Source organism: Lactobacillus sp. N54.MGS-719, assembly GCF_000980505.1.
Lineage (GTDB): Bacteria > Bacillota > Bacilli > Lactobacillales > Lactobacillaceae > Lactobacillus > Lactobacillus amylovorus.
Map to the genome: position 1 here is coordinate 1 of NZ_LARO01000006.1, position 18,936 is coordinate 18,936.

The 18,936-nt window shown below is 38.5% G+C and carries 17 protein-coding genes; 15 read left to right on the top strand and 2 right to left on the bottom strand.

The window, feature by feature from the left end; all coding sequences use genetic code 11:
* Positions 1 to 1,110 (top strand): IS66-like element short variant transposase (locus tag WS44_RS01935; RefSeq protein ID WP_046432779.1); only part of this gene is annotated, 1,110 nt, incomplete at its 5' end.
* Between the two features lie 110 nt (positions 1,111 to 1,220).
* Here the strand turns inward: WS44_RS01935 and WS44_RS01940 are convergent.
* Together WS44_RS01940 and WS44_RS01945 are read right to left on the bottom strand one after the other, a co-directional pair.
* Complete coding sequence (locus WS44_RS01940; RefSeq protein WP_013438151.1) at positions 1,221 to 2,396, bottom strand: cyclopropane-fatty-acyl-phospholipid synthase family protein; 1,176 nt, start codon at positions 2,394 to 2,396, stop codon at positions 1,221 to 1,223.
* Between the two features lie 123 nt (positions 2,397 to 2,519).
* The gene (locus tag WS44_RS01945; protein ID WP_046432781.1) at positions 2,520 to 3,134 is read right to left on the bottom strand and encodes a 1-acyl-sn-glycerol-3-phosphate acyltransferase; all 615 of its coding nucleotides are present in this window, start codon (positions 3,132 to 3,134) and stop codon (positions 2,520 to 2,522) included.
* A 63-nt stretch (positions 3,135 to 3,197) separates the two neighbouring features.
* On the opposite strand from WS44_RS01945, the gene WS44_RS01950 reads away from it, so the two are divergent.
* The 14 genes from WS44_RS01950 (at position 3,198) to WS44_RS02015 (ending at position 18,933) form a co-directional block, all read left to right on the top strand.
* Positions 3,198 to 4,229 carry a GIY-YIG nuclease family protein gene (locus WS44_RS01950; RefSeq protein WP_046432784.1) on the top strand — a complete coding sequence of 344 codons (1,032 nt, stop codon included), beginning with the start codon at positions 3,198 to 3,200 and terminating at the stop codon, positions 4,227 to 4,229.
* A 160-nt stretch (positions 4,230 to 4,389) separates the two neighbouring features.
* Positions 4,390 to 5,163, top strand: a complete 774-nt coding sequence (rpsB, locus tag WS44_RS01955; RefSeq protein WP_013438148.1) for a 30S ribosomal protein S2 — start codon at positions 4,390 to 4,392, stop codon at positions 5,161 to 5,163.
* A gap of 33 nt (positions 5,164 to 5,196) precedes the next feature.
* Complete coding sequence (gene tsf / locus WS44_RS01960) at positions 5,197 to 6,219, top strand: translation elongation factor Ts (protein ID WP_013438147.1); 1,023 nt, start codon at positions 5,197 to 5,199, stop codon at positions 6,217 to 6,219.
* Positions 6,220 to 6,356: 137 nt separating this feature from the next.
* The gene (gene pyrH / locus WS44_RS01965; RefSeq protein WP_013438146.1) at positions 6,357 to 7,082 is read left to right on the top strand and encodes a UMP kinase; all 726 of its coding nucleotides are present in this window, start codon (positions 6,357 to 6,359) and stop codon (positions 7,080 to 7,082) included.
* Complete coding sequence (gene frr / locus WS44_RS01970) at positions 7,082 to 7,639, top strand: ribosome recycling factor (RefSeq protein WP_013438145.1); 558 nt, start codon at positions 7,082 to 7,084, stop codon at positions 7,637 to 7,639. Before pyrH ends, frr begins: the two co-directional genes overlap by 1 nt.
* Before the next feature lie 2 nt (positions 7,640 to 7,641).
* Complete coding sequence (locus WS44_RS01975) at positions 7,642 to 8,376, top strand: isoprenyl transferase (RefSeq protein WP_046432788.1); 735 nt, start codon at positions 7,642 to 7,644, stop codon at positions 8,374 to 8,376.
* Position 8,377: 1 nt separating this feature from the next.
* Positions 8,378 to 9,193 carry a phosphatidate cytidylyltransferase gene (locus tag WS44_RS01980; RefSeq protein ID WP_013438143.1) on the top strand — a complete coding sequence of 272 codons (816 nt, stop codon included), beginning with the start codon at positions 8,378 to 8,380 and terminating at the stop codon, positions 9,191 to 9,193.
* Positions 9,194 to 9,203: 10 nt separating this feature from the next.
* Positions 9,204 to 10,460, top strand: a complete 1,257-nt coding sequence (rseP, locus tag WS44_RS01985; RefSeq protein WP_046432791.1) for an RIP metalloprotease RseP — start codon at positions 9,204 to 9,206, stop codon at positions 10,458 to 10,460.
* A gap of 49 nt (positions 10,461 to 10,509) precedes the next feature.
* Positions 10,510 to 12,207, top strand: a complete 1,698-nt coding sequence (locus WS44_RS01990) for a proline--tRNA ligase (RefSeq protein WP_013642132.1) — start codon at positions 10,510 to 10,512, stop codon at positions 12,205 to 12,207.
* Positions 12,208 to 12,212: 5 nt separating this feature from the next.
* Positions 12,213 to 16,520 (top strand): PolC-type DNA polymerase III, encoded by a 4,308-nt coding sequence (locus tag WS44_RS01995; RefSeq protein WP_046432794.1) that lies wholly within the window; start codon positions 12,213 to 12,215, stop codon positions 16,518 to 16,520.
* 110 nt (positions 16,521 to 16,630) lie between these two features.
* Entirely contained in the window at positions 16,631 to 17,107 is a 477-nt protein-coding gene (rimP, locus tag WS44_RS02000) for a ribosome maturation factor RimP (RefSeq protein WP_013642130.1), read from the top strand.
* Between the two features lie 19 nt (positions 17,108 to 17,126).
* On the top strand, positions 17,127 to 18,314 hold the full coding sequence (gene nusA / locus WS44_RS02005; protein ID WP_013642129.1) for a transcription termination factor NusA: 1,188 nt from the start codon (positions 17,127 to 17,129) through the stop codon (positions 18,312 to 18,314).
* Between the two features lie 8 nt (positions 18,315 to 18,322).
* Positions 18,323 to 18,619, top strand: coding sequence for a YlxR family protein (locus WS44_RS02010; protein WP_013438137.1), 297 nt, complete (start codon positions 18,323 to 18,325; stop codon positions 18,617 to 18,619).
* Positions 18,620 to 18,621: 2 nt separating this feature from the next.
* Positions 18,622 to 18,933 carry a ribosomal L7Ae/L30e/S12e/Gadd45 family protein gene (locus WS44_RS02015; RefSeq protein WP_013438136.1) on the top strand — a complete coding sequence of 104 codons (312 nt, stop codon included), beginning with the start codon at positions 18,622 to 18,624 and terminating at the stop codon, positions 18,931 to 18,933.
* The last annotated feature ends 3 nt before the right edge of the window (positions 18,934 to 18,936 follow it).

Below are 18,936 nucleotides of genomic sequence, written 5' to 3' on the forward strand. Positions count from 1 at the left end.
CTAGAGCACATCCAGCATGCCTACAAATGTGAATACTGCAGTCAAAGGGACTTGACTGATAAGATTATCAAAGCCAAATTGCCTAAAACTCCGTTGAAGCATGGCCTGGGCTCAGCCTCATTGATTGCTCATACTCTATATCAAAAGTATGAAATGAAGGTTCCTGATTACCGCCAAGAAAACGATTGGCGCAAGCTAGGACTAGATCTGTCACGGCAAATGCTCAATTACTGGGGACTGAAAAGCAGCGACTATTACTTTAAGCACATGTATAAGCTGCTAAAGCAAAAACTATTAAAGCGCCCCATCCTGCATGCCGATGAAACCTACTATACTGTCTTAGAAAGTAAAACAATCAAGACTTACTATTGGGTCTTCCTTTCAGGCAAACATGATCAATACGGGATTACACTCTATCATCATGATCCTTCCCGGAGTGGCAAGGTTGCCTTAAACTTTTTAGAAAACTATCCCGGTTATTTGCACTGCGACATGTGGCAGGCTTATACGCAATTGCCTCAGGCAACCTTGGTTGGCTGCTGGGCACATGTAAGACGCAAGTTTGATGAAGCCGTGCCCCAAACCGCTTCGGATAAGTCACTCGCTAAAAAAGGACTTAACTATTGCAATCGGATGTTTTATTTAGAACAGACTTGGGAGGCTTTAAACAAACAGGAGCGTTGCCGGTTAAGACAGGAAAAGCTCAAGCCTTTGATGAAAGAGTTCTTCAACTGGTGCAGGCAAAATAAAGCAACAGTCTTGCCCGGTTATAAACTGGGCAAGGCTATCAGCTACTCGCTTAAGCATCAAGAAACTTTCGAGAATGTTTTGCTCGATGGTCATTTAGCACTGTCCAATAATAAGGCTGAACGAGCTGTGAAATCACTCGTTATGGGCAGACGCAATTGGCTCTTTTCGCAGAGTTTTGCTGGAGCTAAAGCCAGCGGCATTATTTTGAGTTTAATAGAAACAGCCAAAAGAAATGGGCTTGATCCAGAAAAATATTTGAAATATTTGCTAGAAAAATTGCCAAATGAAAAGGACCTAGAATCAAATACACTTGAAGCTTATTTGCCATGGCAAAAAGAGGTCAAAATCCTTTGTAAATAAGGCATGCGAAAAGGCCACCCCTGGGATGACCTTATTTTTCGTGCTCTCAGGCACGCCTGGTTATTTGACGCTTATCCTGCATCTAATGCAGGTCTGTTAATATTTTTAAATTACTTAAGCATGTAATCTCTAGTCATTGGCAAGTTCTTACCAGAAGGGCCCTTGGTAAGCAAGTATTGGATGACATCGATATTGCCTGATTCAAATGAAGCAGCACAAGCATTTAAGTACATGTCCCACATGCGAGTGAAACGTTCACCCATTTTATCTTCAACTTGATCGCGAACAGCGTTGAAGTTCTTGTCCCAAATTTCAAGAGTTCTTTGGTAGTGACGACGAAGAGTTTCCATATCAGTAATTTGCAAGCCACTATCAACGATATCGCCGACGATTTCTTGTAAACCTGGAATGTAACCACCTGGGAAGATGTATTTGTTAATCCAAGCGTTAGTAGCACCGCCTTGTTGACGAGTAATACCGTGGATTAAAGCGACACCATCTTTGTTTAAGTACTTGTAAACATCTGCGAAGTACTTAGGTAAGTTTTCTGAACCAACGTGTTCAAACATACCAACTGAAGTTACGTAATCCCAGGTTTGATCACCAAGTTCACGGTAGTCTTCAAGTCTAACTTCAGCTACATCTTGCAAGTTTTCATCGTAGATACGCTTTTGTACTAATTTGTATTGTTCTTCACTCAAAGTAACACCGGTAACCTTAAGGCCGTATTCCTTAGCAGCGGTGAGCATTAATGTACCCCAACCACAACCGATGTCGAGTAAAGTCTTGCCTTTTTGTGGGTTTAATTTGTTTAAAATGTGGTGAACTTTAGCAATTTGAGCTTGTTCAAGGTCATTTTCATTACCATCTTCAAAGTAAGCACAAGAGTAAGTCAAAGTTGGATCAAGCCATAACTTGTAGAAGTCGTTACCGATATCGTAGTGGCTTTGTACGTCTTCTTCACTTTGCTTTTCAGTGTGCTTTTGCTTTGGTAAAAATTTGCGGAACTTTGAAGAACGCATGAAACTGTCGGCACTTTCGTAAGCACCAAAAATTAATTTTTGAATATCCCCATGGATTTCAATTTTCTTATCCATGTATCCTTCACCAAGTGCGAGTGAAGCATTTCTAGTAATGTCGCCCATAGGGATCTTTTCGTTAAAGACAATTTCGATTTCAGGAGTACCATTACCGTAGACTTCGCTTTTACCGTCCCAGTAGGTTACTTTAACGGGAAAAGGGAAGGACTTGCTAAGCATCATTTTGTAAAATGTTTTTTCTAACAATTATCTTTCCTCCAATAATTATCAAACCTAACTACTTATTTTAACACTAAAAAAATTTATGCAATAAAAAATACTCAGCTAATGACCATAGTTTAAAGAAATGTCCATTAACTGAGTATTATATTATTTTGCAACATAGTGGAAATTAGGGTCTAGTTCTTTATCAAGCTTGTCCCAGGCATCTTCCAATTGCTTATAAATAATTTGTTCATTTTCGTGAGTTAACTTGGTCTTTTTATCAATCGTAATTGGATTGCCATAGTTAACTTCCATTGGCTTTCTTTTGAGTAATCCTTTAAAAGATAATGGGCCTTGGTAGACTACTGGAACCATTGGCTTTTTTGACATCTTAGAAATCACCAATGCACCACCTTTTAATTCGGCAGAGTGTCTAGTTCCCGAAGGAAAGATAATTAATGAAAGTTTTCCTTTTCTTAATCCTTTAACTGGGATTTTTAAAGCAGATGGACCTGGATTTTTACGATCTACTGGAAAAGCATGCGCATGATTTAAAATGAAGCGCAAAACTGGATTTTTGAATAGTTCAATTTTGGCCATGAACATAAATTCCATTGGACTAGCACCAAGAGCAAACAAAAGTGGTTCCCACCAAGTACGGTGTGGTGCAACTAAAATATAATTGCCTTTAGGTAGGCGGTCTTTATGATGAACGTGCAAGTGTCCGTTGAGCACCCAAACGATGAAACGGACAATGGGGCGAATAATTTTATAAAACATTTTGTCCTCCAATTTGTTCTAAGTTATTATAAAAATATATAGATAAGAAAGGCAAATATTTTTATGGTTGAGCTTAAAGATAATGAACGAATCGATTACATGTACAGCGATAGTCTGCGGATTATCCAAGATAAAACTGCCTTTAGTTTTTCAATGGATACCTTGCTTTTAGCATATTGGGCTAAAGGATTAATTCGAGACCGAGATAAAGTGGCAGATCTTTGTGCAGGTAATTGTGCGGCTACTATCTATATGGCATATTTTAATCGGGCACACTATGATGCAATTGAAATTCAGGACGAAATATATTCTCAAGCTGTTCGTTCAGTTGAACTAAATGATATGGAAAATCGAATTTCAGTTTATAAGGATAATGTCTTAAATGCTCCTAAATTTTTACGTAAGGATAGCTATGATGTCGTAACTGTAAATCCTCCTTATTTTAAAGCACCAAAAGGGCACGAAGTTAATCCAGATCGAAAAAAGGCAATTGCGCGTCATGAATTACTAATCGATTTGGAACACATTATTGCAGTGGCAAGCGGCCTTCTTAAGATGAAGGGAAAAATGTTTATGGTGCATCGACCCGAAAGATTAGGAGAAATATGCTACTACTGTATGAAGTACGATTTAAGCGTCAAGCTAGTTCAACCTTTTGTTTCTCATCGCGGTGAAAACACCAATTTAATTATTGTGGAAGCTGTTAAGCATACGGGAACAGATGGCACAGAGTTGAGGGATGCAATTGAAGTTCATGATCAAAATGGTGAATTTCAACCAATTATTCAACGGATTGTGCGTGAGACCGATGAAGATCGAGCAAAGCACGATGCAAAAGGTAAATATTACTTTTATGTGTTGCTTTGCAATGATGGTAGTTTTTATGGCGGCTTTACGAACGATCTTGAGCACCGTTTAAAAATGCATAATGAAGGTAAGGGTGCTAAGTATACTAAAGCTAGACGACCAGTGCGGATGATTTACCATGAACAATTTGATGATAAAAGATTGGCACTCAAGAGAGAGTATTGGTTTAAGCATCATTCTCGCAGCTGGAAAGAGAAATTTTTACGGGATCATAATATTAAATTTTAGTCTTGTCAGATTGACTAAAATCTTGTAGAATAGTCAGGTATGCTGTGTAAGCATAAGTAAAAAACACATCAAGAGCGATCATCATCGTGGTGCCCTAGGTAGTGGTTAGATGATGAAACGAACGCTTGAGAGGATTTAAAACCATAGGAGGAATTTAAATATGGCAGACGTTGTTACTATGAAGCAATTGCTTGAAGCTGGTGTCCACTTCGGTCACCAAACTAGAAGATGGAACCCAAAGATGGCTCCTTACATTTTCACTCAAAGAAATGGTATCTACATCATTGACTTGCAAAAGACTATCAAGATGTTAGATGATGCTTACAACTTTATGAAGGCTGTTGCACAAGACGGCGGCGTATTCTTGTTTGTAGGTACTAAGAAGCAAGCTCAAGACTCAATTGCTGAAGAAGCAACTCGTGCAGGTCAATACTACGTAAACCAACGTTGGTTAGGTGGTACTTTGACTAACTGGACTACTATTCAAAGTCGTGTTAGAAGATTAAAGCAATTAAAGGAAATGTCACAAGATGGCACCTTCGATGTATTACCAAAGAAGGAAGTTGCACTTTTAACTAAGGAAATGGACAAGCTTGAAAAATTCTTAGGCGGTATCGAAGACATGCCAAGAATTCCAGATGTATTGTTCGTAGTAGATCCTAAGAAGGAAAAGATCGCTGTTCACGAAGCTAACATTTTGGGTATCCCAGTTGTAGCTATGGTTGACACCAACACCGATCCAGATCCAATTGACGTTGTTATCCCTTCAAACGATGACGCTATCCGTGCTATCCGCTTAATCGCTGGTGCTATGGCAGACGCTATCGTTGAAGGTAAGCAAGGTCAAGATGACGAAACTGTTGAAGTAGACTTCAAAGAAAATGCTGATGGTTCAGACGAAATCGTTAGCGCTGAAGAAAACCCAGAAGACTAGTTTTTACTGTTAGTTCTGTAGGAGGACATATTAATGGCAATTACTGCAAAGCAAGTTAAGGAATTACGTGAACGTACCGGTGCCGGCGTTATGGACGCCAAGAAGGCATTGGTAGAAGTTGACGGTGACATGGACAAGGCCATTGAATACCTTCACGATAAAGGTATGGCTAAGGCTGCTAAGAAGGCAGACCGCGTTGCAGCTGAAGGTTTAACTGGCGTTTACGTTGCTGGTAACGTAGCAGCTATTACTGAAATCAACTCAGAAACTGACTTCGTTTCTCAAAACGAAAAATTCGTTAACTTAGTAAAGGGCGTTACTAAGACTATTGCCGAAGGCAAGCCTGCTAACGCTGAAGAAGCTAGCGAATTAAAGATGGAAGACGGCAAGACTTTATCACAAGCATTTGTTGACGCAACTGCTACTATTGGTGAAAAGATTGTTTTACGTCGTTTCGCATTGGAAAAGAAGAACGATGACCAAGAATTTGGTGCTTACCAACACAACGGTGGCCAAATCGGTGTTATCACTGTCTTAGAAGGTGCTGACGCTGCAACTGCTAAGCACTTAGCAATGCACATTGCTGCTATGAACCCTAAGGTTATCTCACCAGATGAATTAGATGATGACTTCATCACTGAACAATTGGCATTGATGAACCACAAGATCGACCAAGATAACGAAAGTCGTGCATTGGTACACAAGAAGCCATTACCACACCTTGTTTACGGTTCAGCAAAGCAATTGACTGATGACGTTTTAGCTAAGGCTAAGGAAGACATCAAGGCTGAACTTAAAGAAGAAGGTAAGCCAGAAAAGATCTGGGATAGAATTATTCCTGGTAAGATGCAACGCTTCATCGATGACAACACTCAAGTTGACAAGCAATTTGCAGTTTTGTCACAAGATTACATCATGGACGACAGCAAGACTGTTGGCGAATTCTTGAAGGACAAGGGCGCTAAGTTAGTTTCATTCACTCGCTACGAAGTTGGCGAAGGTATTGAAAAGAAGCAAGAAGACTTTGCTGCTGAAGTTCGTGAACAAATGAAGTAGTTTTTACTACTATTAGTGAAAGGAGGAGTACGTAAGTGCTCCTTCTTTTTTTATAAATTTTTATTGACTTTAATTAGTTGAAAGACATTAGATAGTTATATATGTTAGAATAATTAAAGCTATTAGAGGAGGGCATTATGAGTCAAGTTAAATATAATCGCATTATTTTAAAAATATCAGGTGAAGCCTTAGCCGGTGACAAAGGTACTGGAATTAATCCAACTGTTATTAGTCACTTGGCTAAAGAAATTAAGTCTGTTCATAACTTAGGCGTAGAAATTGGTATCGTCTGCGGTGGCGGTAACATGTGGCGTGGTGAAACTGGCGCTAAGTTAGGCATGGAACGTGCTCAAGCCGACTACATGGGTATGCTTGCTACTATTATGAATGGTTTAGCTTTACAAGATGGTCTTGAAAAAGTTGGTGTTCCTACTAGAATGCAAACTTCAATTGAAATGAGACAAATTGCTGAACCTTATATTAGAAGAAGAGCATTGCGTCACCTTGAAAAAGGCCGTGTTGTAATCTTTGGTGGTGGTACTGGTAATCCATACTTCTCAACAGATACTACCGCTGCTTTACGTGCTGCCGAAATTGGTGCTGATGTAATTTTGATGGCTAAAAATGGTGTGGATGGTGTTTACTCAGCCGATCCTAAGGTAGATCCTTCAGCAACTAAGTTTAGTGAATTAACTCAACTTGATTTGATTTCAAAGAACTTAAAGGTAATGGACAGAACTGCAAGTTCATTGTCAATGGATACCGAAATCCCATTAATTGTATTTAACGTTAACACACCAGGCAACATTAAGAAGGTTGTTTTGGGTGAAAATATTGGTACTGTAATTAGAGGTAATAAATAATGAACAACGAAACTATTAAAAAAGCACAAGAAAATATGGATAAATCTATTAAGGTTTATCAAAAGAAGTTAGCTTCAATTCGTGCAGGTGTTGCCAACGCAGCTTTGCTTGATAACGTTCAAGTTGAATACTACGGTGCACCTACACCATTGACTCAAATGTCAAGTATTACTATTCCAGAACCACGTGTTTTATTGATTACTCCATACGACCAAAACAGTTTGGATGATATTGAACACGCACTTTTGGCTTCAAACCTTGGTTTAACTCCAGCAAACGATGGTAAGGTTATCAGATTGGTAATTCCACAACTTACTGGTGAAAGAAGAGAAGAAATTGCCAAGGAAGTTGGTAAGTACGCTGAAGAAGCAAAGATTGCCGTTAGAAACGTTCGTCGTGATGCCATGAACTCTTTGAAGAGAGAAGAAAAAGATGGCGACATTACCGAAGATGAACAACGCAACTTAGAAAAGCAAGTTCAAAAGGTTACTGATGGCGCAGCCAAGAAGATTGATCAACTTGCTGATGAAAAGCGTAAGGAAATTACTCAGGGTTAAACATGAGTAAGAAGGATAATGAATTAAATCATCTTGCCATCATTATGGATGGTAATGGTAGATGGGCTAAAAAACGCCATAAGCCGCGATTCTACGGTCACCGTGAAGGTATGGATAATGTTGAACGCATTACTCTTGCCGCTGATAAATTGGGCATTAAGATATTAACTTTATACGCTTTTTCTACTGAAAACTGGGCTAGACCTAAAGAAGAAGTTGCCTATTTGATGAATTTACCCGTACGCTTTTTTGATAAATATATGCCAACTTTAATGGAAAACAACGTTAAGGTTAACATTATGGGATATTTGGATGAACTTCCAGAAAAAACTTATCAAATTGTTCAACGGGCAATGGCAGAAACAGCTAATAATACTGGCTTAATTCTCAACTTTGCTTTTAACTATGGCTCAAGAAGAGAAATTACTTCTGCAGTTCAAGAAATTGGTGGCTTAATTGAAGCTGGTGAACTAAAGAGCGAAGATATTACTGAAAAAATGATTTCCGATCATTTAATGACCGGTCATTTTGGTAAATACCAAGATCCTGATTTATTGATCAGAACTTCAGGTGAACAACGAATTTCTAATTTCTTGCTCTGGCAATTGGCTTATTCAGAATTGGCTTTCAGTGATAAAAACTGGCCTGACTTTGATGCAGATGATTTAAAACAATTTGTTAATGAATTTAAGCACCGTAACCGGCGCTTTGGTAAGGTAGACGAATCGGATAGTTAGTATGAAACAACGTGTAATTACGGCAGTTATTGCCTTAATCTTATTTATTCCAATTGTATTAGCAGGCGGTCTTTGGATGGACTGGCTGACTGTACTTTTTGCAGCAGTTGGTATTAGCGAGATCTTTTTAATGAAGAAACAACTTTTAGTATCATTTGATTTCGTATTAGCTCTGCTTGCAACTTTGACCTGGACTGTTCCAGACTCATTTTTCAAAGTATTCCCATCAAATATAACTAAGTTGGGTGTATTTTATGGCATTGTCATGATTTTCTTGACTTGGACTGTTCTTTCCAAGAACAAGACAACTTTTGATGATGTGGGTGTTTATGTTTTAGCAGCTCTTTATATTGGACTCGGCTTCCACTACATGGCCGCAATCAGAGCATACCCACAAAACGGTTTAGCTTTATTGGGTTATGTATTTGTAGTTGTTTGGTCAACTGATATTGGTGCATACATGATCGGTCGTAAGATCGGTAAGCATAAGTTATGGCCAGTAATTAGTCCTAACAAGACATGGGAAGGTTCTATTGGTGCCGTAATTTGTGCATTGATTTTTAGTGCAATCTATTTAGCAATTTTGAGTCACTTCAACATTACATTTGGCGTTTCAGAATTATCAATGGTTGGTTTGGCATTTATCCTTTCAATCGTTGGCCAAATGGGTGACTTGGTTGAATCAGCATACAAACGTTTTTATGGTGTTAAAGACTCAGGTAAGATCTTACCAGGTCACGGTGGTATCTTAGACCGTTTTGATAGTATGCTATTTGTATTGCCTGTTGTTGCAGCTATTTTAGGTATTGTACATTAGGAGAATTTTATTGAGAGGTATACTAATCTTTTTAGTCGTCTTTGGCTTACTTGTCTTTGTCCATGAATTTGGGCACTTCATTGTAGCTAAAAAGTCAGGTATTCTTGTCCGTGAATTTTCTATTGGTATGGGTCCAAAGCTCTTTCAGATTAGACGGAACCCTACGACGTATACTATTCGTTGGTTGCCATTAGGTGGTTATGTTCGTTTAGCAGGTTCTGATGATGAGAGCAAATTAGATCCGGGTATGACTGTAATCTTGCAGTTAAATGATCAAAACGAAGTTGTTAGAATTGATGCTTCTGAATCTGACATGCCCATTGAAGGAATTCCTGTACAAGTAACAAAGGCCGATTTGGTAGACAGCTTGATTATTGAAGGTTATGAAAACGGGGATGAAAATGATCCGGTTACTTATCATGTAAACCATGATGCTACTATCATTGAAAAGAATGGTACCGAATTAATCATCGCTCCACGTGATACTCAATTCAATCAAGCTAATGTTTGGCAAAAACTGGCAACCAATTTTGCCGGTCCTTTTATGAATATTTTGCTTGGTTTTGTAGTGTTCTTGATTTGGACATTTACTGTTCCAGGTCCGGCTACAACAACTATTGGCTCTACTGAAGCAAATTCTCCAGCCAGAAGTGCTAAAATTGAGCCTGGCGATAAAATCGTTGCGATTAATGGTCAAAAGATCGATAATTTTGATCAAGTATCCGCTAAAATTAATCAGAGCAATGGTAAAGAATTACGCTTTAAATTAGAGAAGAATGGCTCAAGTAGAACTGTGGCAGTAAAGCCAAAGGTTCATAAGATTCAAGGACAAAAAATTTACCAAATCGGTATTGTTGCCAAAAGCAATGAAAATGCTGGTGTTAAACTAAAGAGAGGCTGGGATACAGCCGTTTCAACTACAGGTTTAATTTTTAATGCAGTTGGTAATTTGTTTAGACACTTTAGTTTGAATAAATTGTCTGGCCCAGTTGGAATTTATTCTCAAACTTCTCAAGTTTCTCAAATGGGCTTTACTTATGTATTAGCCTTTTTGGGGATGATTTCAATTAACTTGGGAATCGTTAACTTAATTCCAATTCCAGGGTTAGACGGTGGTAAACTTTTATTGAACTTAATTGAATTAGTTCGTGGAAAGCCGATTTCAGAGGAACATGAGGCTATCGTCGAATTAATTGGCTTTGGTCTATTGTTAGTTTTGATCATTGCAGTTACAGGTAACGATATTTATCGCTACTTTATTAAATAAATATTTGTTAGTTAGTTTTGTTTTTACTTTAGGAGATTATAAAAAAATAATGCGTCAATCAAAATTTTTTATGCCAACATTAAAGGAAGCACCATCCGATGCTGTGGCTGAAAGTCATAAATTGATGATTAGAGGTGGCTACATTCGCCAAGTTACTGCTGGTGTTTATGCTTACCTTCCATTAGGTTACCGTGTTTTACGCAAGGCTGAAGCAATCATTGAACAAGAAATGGATAGAATCAATGTTCCAGAAATGATTATGCCTCACTTGCTTCCAGCAACTTTATGGCAAGAATCTGGTCGTTACAAGAAGTATGGTCCAGAAATGTTTAAACTTAAGGACCGTCATGGCCGTGAAAGTTTATTAGGACCTACTCATGAAGAAACATTCACGGAAATCATTGCTAAGAACTTAAAGAGTTACAAGCAAATGCCAATGGCTCTTTACCAAATTCAAACCAAATTCCGTGATGAAAACCGTCCTCGTTTCGGTCTTCTTCGTGGTCGTGAATTTGTAATGCTTGACGGTTACAGTTTTGCTGCTACTCGTGATCAATTGGATGAACAATTTAACGATCAAGAAAATGCCTACAAGCGTATTTTCAAGCGTGCCGGTGTAACTGTTCACCCCGTAATCGCTGACTCAGGTACAATGGGTGGTAAGAATTCTACTGAATTCCAAGCTCCTGCAGCTATTGGTGAGGATACCATTGCTACTAACGAAAATGGTACTTATGCTGCTAACCTTGAAATGGCCAAGAGTATTGACACATTTAAACAAGATCCTGAAGATCCTAAGGAATTAACTAAGGTATCAACCCCTGATTGCGATACTATTGAAAAATTGGCTAAATTCTTAGATGTTCCTGCAACTAGAATTGTTAAGAGTATTCTTTACATCGCCGATGGTCAAAAGATCTTAGTTTTAATTCGTGGTGATAAGCAAATCAACGAAGTAAAATTAGGCCACGTCCTTGATGCTGATGAAATTCATGAAGCTGATACCAAGGATTTGAAAGAAATCACTGGTAGTGAAAAGGGCGGCGTAGGTCCTGTAAATGCAGACTGGGCTGATAAGATCATTGCTGATGAAACTGTTAAGGATCTTTACAACGTTGTTGTTGGTGCAGGCGAAACTGACTACCAATACAAGAACGCTAACTTAGATCGTGACTTCAAGGTTGATGAATTTGCTGACCTTAGAGTTGCTAACGAAGGTGAACCAGACCCAGTTGATCATTTACCACTTAAGTTCACTACTTCAATCGAAGTAGGTCACATCTTTAAGTTGGGTACTTACTACACTAAGACCATGGGTGCTGACTTCTTGGACCAAAATGGTAAAGCACAACCAGTTATTATGGGTTCATACGGTATTGGTGTAACTAGAATGCTTTCTGCAGCAGTTGAACAACACTTAACTGAACGCGGTGTAGCATGGCCAAAGGAAATTGCACCATTTGAAATTCATATTGTTCAAATGAAGATGAACAAGGATGATCAAACTGAATTAGCTGAAAAACTTGAAAAGAAATTCAGTGAAAAGTATGATGTTTTATATGACGATCGTAAGGAACGTGCCGGTGTTAAGTTTGCTGATGCTGACTTAGTTGGTGCACCAATTAGAATTACGATTGGTAAGAAGGCTGCTGATGGTATTGTTGAAGTTAAGAGACCAACTGATGCTAAGGCAACTGAAATGTCAATTGATGAATTAGATAAGTTTGTAAATCAAGAGTTAGGATAATTTTTGTGACCAATAAAAACGATCTTTTCTTAAAATTGCTCAAACAGGTTCATTTCCCAGACAGTTTTGAAGATAATGAACTTCTTCAAAAAGGGAAGATTGAAAACGTGGATGTTTACGCTAAAGAACATAGGTGGGATATCCACGTTTTTTTTGATACTCCATTACAGTACGATACCTATGTGGCATTAAGAAAAGCTATAGAAGAAAGTTTTGCTTCTTTTGTAAATGTAAGATTTTTTGTTAATACTGGTGATGGCTCGGATCAATATTTACCAAAGTATTGGCATTATGCAGTGCAAAATTCTAATGTTTTGCAACCAATGGCGCGTGAATTTTTGGCGGGTCAAAAACCAGAAAAAGTCGATGGTCGTTGGGTAATACCAGTAGATAACAATATTATTGACGGAATCATCGAACAAAAAGCTTTAGATGATCTTGCTCTAGAAATGCGCAAATATGGCTTCTTTAATCTGAAGTTTATCACTCAGGTTGATCAATCGAGCATGGAAAATAACTTGCAAAGTTTGGAAGAGCGGCATGAGGAACATGAAAAGGATATGCAAAAGCAATTTGAGCAGACTCCTGAAAAGGCCAAGCCCCAACCGCGTCAATACCCAACTAAACGAACTAGTTATGGTAAACGCAAGTTAGATGAAAATGCTCCGATTACTCAAATTCAAGATGTAGAAGACGGTACGCGCAATGTCGTTATTGAAGGTAATATCTTCAATATTGAGAGCCGTGAATTAAAGTCAGGTGCGGTAATTTTTACCGGTGAAATCACCGATTATAGTGATTCAATTGCTTTTAAGAAGTTTGTTTCTGATAAGGAACAAATTGAGCAGATGTCAGCGATCAAACCAGGCACCTGGGCAAAAATGCAGGGTACTGCAACCGATGACCAATATCAACATGATGTTGTTTTCAATATTAGTAGCTTTGAAACAGTAGAACATGTTGGTAGAACTGAAAAGTATGAAGGCGACCAAAAGCGTGTTGAGTTGCACTTGCATACTAATATGAGTCAACTTGACGCTACTAATACGCCAACTGATTTTATTAAAACAGCTAAAAAGTTTGGCCAAAAAGCAATTGCGATTACGGACCATGGGGATGTTCAATCCTTCCCAGAAGCCTACAGCACAGGTAAAGCTACTGGTATGAAGATTCTTTATGGTGTTGAAGCCAATATGATTGATGATCATGCATTACTGGTTTTAAATCCGGCTCCAATGACCTATGAAGATCGTGAATTTGTAATCTTCGACGTTGAAACTACAGGACTTTCATCTGTTTACGACACGATTATTGAAATTGGTGCCGTAAAGATGAAAAATGGTGAAGTGCTTGAAAGATTTGATAAATTTATCAATCCGCACCATCCATTGAGTGAACAAACCATTAATTTGACTTCTATTACAGATGAAATGGTTAGTGCAGCTGATGATGAAGACGTCGTAATTAAACAGTTCCAAGACTTCTACGGTGATCGTCCTCTTTGTGGACACAACGTTCAATTTGACGTTGGTTTTGTCAACGCTGCTTTAAGAAGAGCAGGTCTCAGCGAAATTACTCAACCTGTTGTTGATACGCTTGAAGTATCTCGTTTGCTTCACCCAGAACAGAACCGTCACACCTTGGATTCATTAGCTAAGAAGTACAATGTTTCATTGGAACACCACCATAGAGCTAACCAAGATGCCGAAGCTACTGGTTATTTGATGTATAAGTTGTTAGATGCCTTTAAGAAAAAATACAATGAAGACAATTTGAACAACTTAAACGGTTATGCAGCACATGGCGAAGTATATAAGCGTGCTCGTCCTTCTCATATGACGGTGCTAGCTAAAGACCAAAAAGGTTTAAAGAATCTGTATAAATTAGTTTCAATCGCAAGTACGAAAGACTTTTACCGTATTCCTAGAACGCCTAAGTCTAATTTGGCAGATTTGCACGAAGGACTTTTGTACGGCTCAGGCTGCTGGCAAGGTGACGTCTTTGTTGCTATGATGCAAAAAGGTTACGATGAAGCACGTGAAAAGGCCAAGTTCTATGACTTCTTGGAAGTTCAACCACCAGCAACATACTCACAATTAATTGCTGATGGGTTGATCAAAGATGAAGATCAGCTTGAAGAAATTATCAGCAATATCTATAAACTAGGTAAAGAATTAAATAAACCTGTTGTAGCGACTGGTGATTCGCACTATGTTGAACCACATGATGCGATTTATCGGACGATTCTGATTTCTGCGCAACGTTCTAATCCAAATCGAAACAAGCCACAACCAGATCTACATTTCTATTCAACACAGGAAATGCTGGATGCCTTTAGTTTCTTAGGTGAGGATATAGCTAAAGAAATCGTAATTGAAAATACTAATAAGATTGCGGATGAAATTTCTGAAATTCAGCCTATTAAAGATGGCTTGTATCCACCTCACATTGCCCATGCTGATGAAGAAATGAAGAAATTGACCTATGATAAAGCTTACGAATTGTACGGTAATCCTTTGCCAAAAATCGTTAAGGACCGTATTGATTTGGAGCTTAATTCCATTATTTCTAATGGTTATGCGGTTATTTACTTGATTTCACAACGTCTGGTAGCCAAATCCAATAAGGATGGTTATCTGGTAGGTTCCCGTGGTTCCGTAGGTTCTAGTTTGGTAGCCACAATGTCTGGTATTACTGAAGTTAACCCACTTGCACCGCACTACCGCTGTCCTAAGTGTAAGTATTCGCAATTCTTTGAAAATGGGGAATATGGTTCAGGTTTTGACTTACCTGATAAGAATTGTCCAAAATGTGGTACTCCATTGGTAAAAGATGGTCAGGATATTCCGTTTGCCACTTTCTTGGGCTTCCACGGTGATAAGGTTCCTGATATCGATTTGAACTTCTCAGGTGACTACCAACCAGTAGCTCATAACTTTATTCGAGTAATGTTTGGACCCGATAATTCATATCGTGCCGGAACTATTGCCACTGTTGCTGATAAGACAGCCTATGGTTATGCTAAGCACTTTGACGAAGAGCGAAACTTGAAGTTGCGTAACGCAGAACTAGATCGTTTAGCCAGCGGAATTCGTGGGGTTAAGAGAACAACGGGTCAGCACCCAGCCGGAATTGTTGTAGTTCCAGATGATATGGATATTTACGACTTTACTCCTGTGTCATACCCAGCCGATGATGTGAATGCTGCTTGGTTAATTACGCACTACGACTTCCACTCCATTCACGATAACATCTTGAAGTTCGATATTCTGGGACACGATGACCCAACGATGATTCGTCACTTGCAGGACCTGTCAGGAATTGATCCACTGACTATTCCACCAGATGATCCAGGTGTCATGTCATTATTCTCAAGTACTAAGGCTTTAGGAGTTACTCCTGAACAAATTGGTTCACAAACAGGTACTTTGGGAGTACCAGAATTTGGTACGCGTTTCGTTAGAGGGATGCTTGAAGAAACTAAGCCAACTACTTTTGCCGAATTATTGCAGATTTCTGGTTTATCACACGGTACTGACGTATGGCTAGGCAATGCCGAAGATTTGGTTAACAACGGTACTTGCAAGTTGAAGGACGTTATTGGTTGTCGTGACAACATCATGATGGACTTGATTCACTGGGGCGTAAAACCAGAAGTAGCCTTCTCAACCATGGAATCAGTTCGTCACGGTCGCGGGATTAGTGATGAAAACATGGCTGTTCTTAAAAAGAACAAGAAGATTCCAGATTGGTACATTCCATCTTGTTTGAAGATCAAGTACATGTTCCCTAAGGCTCACGCCACTGCCTATATTTTGATGGCTTTGAGAATTGCTTGGTTTAAAGTGTACTATCCTGAAATTTACTACACTGCTTATTTCTCAGTTCGTGCCGACTTGTTTGATTTAGTTGCAATGAGTCATGGTAAAAATACTGTTAAAGCAGCGATGAAAGAAATTCAAGATAAAGGAATGGATGCCTCAGCTAAGGATAAGAGTTTGTTAACGGTTTTGGAAATTGCTAATGAATGTCTTGAACGTGGCATTAAGATCAAGATGGTTGATATCGATCAATCTGAAGCCACCGACTTTAAGATCTTGGATAAGCATACTATTTTAGCTCCATTTAACGCCGTACCTGGTTTAGGTGATAACGCTGCTAAGCAGATTGTTGCCGCCCGTGCCGAAAAGAAATTCTTATCTAAAGAGGATTTGGCTAAGCGTGGTAAAGTTTCACAAACTATCATGAACTATTTTGAAGATAATGGCGTCTTGGAAGGGATGCCTGACGAAAATCAATTGTCTCTTTTCTAGATATCTGATTTTACATTGTTTAGTAAAACATGGTATACTACTAGAGAAGTTCGAATAGGTAAATTCGAGTGAGCAGTAATGCTCACTCTTTTTATTACGGAGGAAAATTTTTGTCTAAAGTTATAGATCTTGTTCGTCCAGTTGTTGAACCAATTATTGATGAACATGGCGACATGTTGGTTGATATGGAATACGTTAAGGAAAAGGGACAAAATTATTTACGCATCTATGTAGATCGTGAACCAAATGGAATCGATATTGATGAAATCGCAGCTTTGAGTGAACTCGTTTCTGAAAAGCTCGATACGATTAATCCAGATCCATTCCCTGAACCATATGTTTTGGAATTATCATCTCCAGGTGCTGAACGTCCAATTAAGACTGAAGCAGATTGGAAAAAGGCTTTGAATGATTATATTCATATAGGTCTCTATCAAAAAATTAAGGACAAAAAAGTGTATGAAGGTACGCTTAAGTCATATAATGATGAAGAGATTGTATTGGAAGTAAGAGATAAGACAAGACGAAAAACATTAACTGTTCCCCGTAAGTTAATTGCAAATATTCGTTTTGCAATTGAATTTTAGAAAGGCTGATTAAAAACTTATGTCTAAAGAAATGCTAGAAGCGTTTGCCACCTTAGAAAAGACTAAGGGCATTAAGCAAGATGTTATTGTTGATGCAATTAAAGCCGCTTTGGTAGCTGCATACAAGAAGAATTATAAACAAGCACAAAACGTTGAAGTTGATTTTGACGAAAGAAAGGGCGACTTTAAGGTTATGGCTGTTAAGACCGTTGTTGACGAAGTTCAAGACGATCGTTTGGAAGTCAGCTTAAAGGATGCTTTAGCCATCAACCGTGCTTATGAAGTTGGCGATGAAATTCGCTTTGAAGTGACTCCTAAGAACTTTGGTCGTATCGCTGCTCAAACTGCTAAGCAAGTTATTATGCAACGTTTGCGTGAAGCAGAAAGAAATCATATTATTGATGAATATTCTCAATATGAAGATGAACTTGTTACAGGTACTGTAGAACGTCGTGATAATCGCTTTGTTTATGTTAAAATTGGCAATGTTGAAGCTGTAATGCCACATCACGATCAAATGCCTAATGAAGTTTACAATCCACAAGATCAAATTCGTGTATTGGTAACTCACGTAGGTTCAGATTCAAAGGGTGCCCAAATTACTGTATCTAGAACTGCTCCCGATATGGTTAAGCGTTTGTTTGAACAAGAAGTTCCAGAAATTTATGATGGAACCGTTGAAATTGTTTCAATCGCTCGTGAAGCTGGCGATCGTACCAAGATGGCTGTTAAGTCAAATGATCCTAACATTGATCCAGTCGGAACTTGTGTAGGTCAAAAGGGTGCTCGTGTTCAAAACGTTGTTAATGAGCTTGGCGGTGAAAACATCGATATCGTTAAGTACGAAGAAGACCCATCAGACTTTATAGCTAATGCATTGAACCCAGCAGAAGTAATTGCTGTTCAATTTGGCGATGATGAAGATGAAAAGAGTGCTTTGGTAATTGTGCCAGATTACCAATTATCACTTGCCATTGGTAAGAAGGGGCAAAACGTACGTCTTGCAGCTCGTTTGACTGGCTACAAGATTGATATCCGTCCAGAATCCGAAGTAGAATTTGTTGACGAAAATTCATCAGATTCTGATAGTGAAGATGCAGCTGATGAAAGTCAAGAATCAGCAACTAATGAAGAAACTGCTTCAAATGATGCTGAAGCTGCAGATACAGATAACACTGATACTACAGAAGATAATACTGAAGAATAGGTGATTTTTTGAAAAAAAGAAAAATCCCAATGCGGAAGGATTTATTAACCGATACAATGCAACCTAAAAAAGAATTGGTTCGTATCGTGATTGATAAAGAAAAGAATGTTTCTGTCGATCCTACTGGTAAAAAGGCAGGAAGAGGAGCATATGTTTCACTTGATCCAACTAAGATCGAAGCTGCAAAAGAAAAACATGTTTTAGATCGCAGCTTAGGAGCTAAGATCCCAGACAGTTTCTACGATGAGCTTTATTCTTATGTTGATCATCAGAAAGCAAGGAAAGAATTATTTGGTGATAAATAAGATTGCAAAATAGACAAAAAGCAATTAATTTGTTAGGTTTAGCAGAGCGTGCTGGAAAATTAACAACAGGCACTGAAACTGTAATTACCGAAACAAATAAAGGAAAAATAAAGCTGATCCTGCTTGCTAGTGATGTTCAAGCAAACACTGCAGAGAAAGTGGATCGCGTTGCCAGAAAAAATAATATTCCTATGATAAACTCATTTTCGGCTAGTGAAATGTCAAAAGCAATTGGCAAGAAACGAAAAGTTTTAGGATTAACTGATGCTGGTTTTGCTAAGGCATTAGTTAAAAGAATAAATGAAGGAGTGTGATTG

Excerpts from the sequence above, each read along its gene's own strand:
- nusA (WP_013642129.1), top strand. The coding sequence starts at position 17,127 with ATGTCTAAAGAAATGCTAGAAGCGTTTGCCACCTTAGAAAAGACTAAG.
- WS44_RS01980 (WP_013438143.1), top strand. The coding sequence starts at position 8,378 with ATGAAACAACGTGTAATTACGGCAGTTATTGCCTTAATCTTATTTATT.
- frr (WP_013438145.1), top strand. The coding sequence starts at position 7,082 with ATGAACAACGAAACTATTAAAAAAGCACAAGAAAATATGGATAAATCT.
- WS44_RS01990 (WP_013642132.1), top strand. The coding sequence starts at position 10,510 with ATGCGTCAATCAAAATTTTTTATGCCAACATTAAAGGAAGCACCATCC.
- rpsB (WP_013438148.1), top strand. The coding sequence starts at position 4,390 with ATGGCAGACGTTGTTACTATGAAGCAATTGCTTGAAGCTGGTGTCCAC.
- WS44_RS01945 (WP_046432781.1), bottom strand. The coding sequence starts at position 3,134 with ATGTTTTATAAAATTATTCGCCCCATTGTCCGTTTCATCGTTTGGGTG.
- WS44_RS01950 (WP_046432784.1), top strand. The coding sequence starts at position 3,198 with ATGGTTGAGCTTAAAGATAATGAACGAATCGATTACATGTACAGCGAT.
- pyrH (WP_013438146.1), top strand. The coding sequence starts at position 6,357 with ATGAGTCAAGTTAAATATAATCGCATTATTTTAAAAATATCAGGTGAA.
- tsf (WP_013438147.1), top strand. The coding sequence starts at position 5,197 with ATGGCAATTACTGCAAAGCAAGTTAAGGAATTACGTGAACGTACCGGT.
- WS44_RS01975 (WP_046432788.1), top strand. The coding sequence starts at position 7,642 with ATGAGTAAGAAGGATAATGAATTAAATCATCTTGCCATCATTATGGAT.